Here is a 1,703-nt window from a genome sequence, read left to right as displayed (position 1 = left end):
TCGGACCATCGCGGGAATTCCTGCCGTCGCGTTGCGACTCTTCGCGGCGAGGTGCGTGTCGGTCCACGGACTCACGTCCTTGTCATTACCCACAACTTTCCATCCCAGGACGTAGAATTTTAAATTTCGAAGTGGTTGAAGCTGCAGCAGTTAAGTCTTTGCTTGTATAGGCGTGACGATTGACGAATTGAGGCGACGCCCAATTATTTGGCGACGAGCAAGGAGATGCTCGGTATTTTTCGCTGTGTGAACCAGGGAGTGTCCACGTCGAGCGACATCCCTTTGTTTGGTGATGAGTCACAATGAAAGTGGTTAGCAACGAGGAATGGGTCGAGCAGCAGTTTGGAACCTGTGACCTCGGCGATGTACGACGCACCAAGCGGTTGCGGAAAGTGGCGAAGCAGATGTTGGACGCACCCGAGAAATCGTTGCCGGAGCAAAACACTGGTTGGGCCGACCTAAAAGCTGCTTATCGCTTGTTCGATAGCCCCAACGTTATCTTCGAAGCGGTTGCTCAGCCGCACTGGACCCAAACTCGCCAGACCAAGCCGGGGCGGTATTTACTCATTAGCGATACGACCGACATCGACCACTTCTCTCACAAGGGAACCACTGGGCTAGGGATGCTGGGCAGCGGCGTCGGACGTGGAATGCAACTGCATAATTGCTTGATGTACGACTGTAATCAGAAGCAGATCCGCGGTGCTGCCGGCGCGTTACTCCAGTACCGCAAATTTAAAGATAAGAAGGAAACTCGCATGCAACGTCTCGCTCGGCGACGTGAGAGCGACATCTGGGGAGAATTGGTCGATCAAGTGGGGCCAGCGGCGGAAGGTTCAACGTGGATTCATGTTTTCGATCGCGGTGGGGATAACTTTGAGGCGATGTGCCACATTCGCCTGACAGGATGCGAATGGGTGATCCGAGCCTCCAAGTTGAACCGCAAAGTCACAACACAAGATAAACGTAAGATTTCCTTGAAGGATGCCATCAAAGACGCGACGCTATTGGGCAGCTATGAATTGAACCTGCGCAGTCGACCGGGTGTTGCGGCCCGAACCGCAAAGATCGAAGTGTCCGCGATGTCCGTGAGCTTTGAACGCCCGGTGCACAGCAGCAAGTGGGTGAAGCAGTGCGGTATTAAGCAGTTGGAGTCGAGTGTTGTTGTCGTGCAAGAGATGGACGCTCCCCCAGGCGTCACGCCTATTTGTTGGGTGCTGTTGGCGAGTAGCCCCGTAGAAACCCTCGCAGATGCGTGGCAGGTGATTGAAGACTACGAAAACCGTTGGCTGGTGGAGGAATATCATAAAGTCCTCAAAACCGGCTGTAGTATTGAAGTCCACGCGCTGCGGAAAGCTGAACGCTTGGAGCCCTTGATCGCATTGATTAGCGTGATCGGCATACGCCTTTTTCAGCTGAAGTTGATCGGTCGAAATCAACCTGATGCGAAAGCAGCAACGCACGTCCCCACAAGCTGGCTGCGGTGTCTTAAGTTAGTCCGTCCCCAGACCAAGCTGACTGACATGACGGTCTACACGTTCTTCCGTGAAGTCGCAAAACTGGGAGGCTTTCTTGGTCGTGCAAGTGATGGCGAACCCGGCTGGCAAACCGTCTGGCGTGGCTATCGAAAACTGCAATCGCTACTTGACGGAATGAACCTCATTGGTGGACTGTAACGCACAAAGTTGTGGGTAATGACAAGG

1 protein-coding gene is annotated in these 1,703 nt (G+C 53.7%); it reads left to right on the top strand.

The features are described 5' to 3' along the window. Positions 1–302: 302 nt before the first annotated feature. Positions 303–1,676: an IS4 family transposase gene (locus ABX962_RS35675; RefSeq protein ID WP_372726402.1), complete on the top strand. Its 1,374-nt coding sequence runs from the start codon at positions 303–305 to the stop codon at positions 1,674–1,676. Positions 1,677–1,703: the final 27 nt, after the last annotated feature.

This window comes from Novipirellula sp., from assembly GCF_041583735.1.
Lineage (GTDB): Bacteria > Planctomycetota > Planctomycetia > Pirellulales > Pirellulaceae > Novipirellula.
This window is presented reverse-complemented; position numbering and strand designations above follow the sequence as displayed.

Coding starts and splice junctions, on each gene's coding strand:
- ABX962_RS35675 (WP_372726402.1), top strand. CDS start 303: ATGAAAGTGGTTAGCAACGAGGAATGGGTCGAGCAGCAGTTTGGAACC.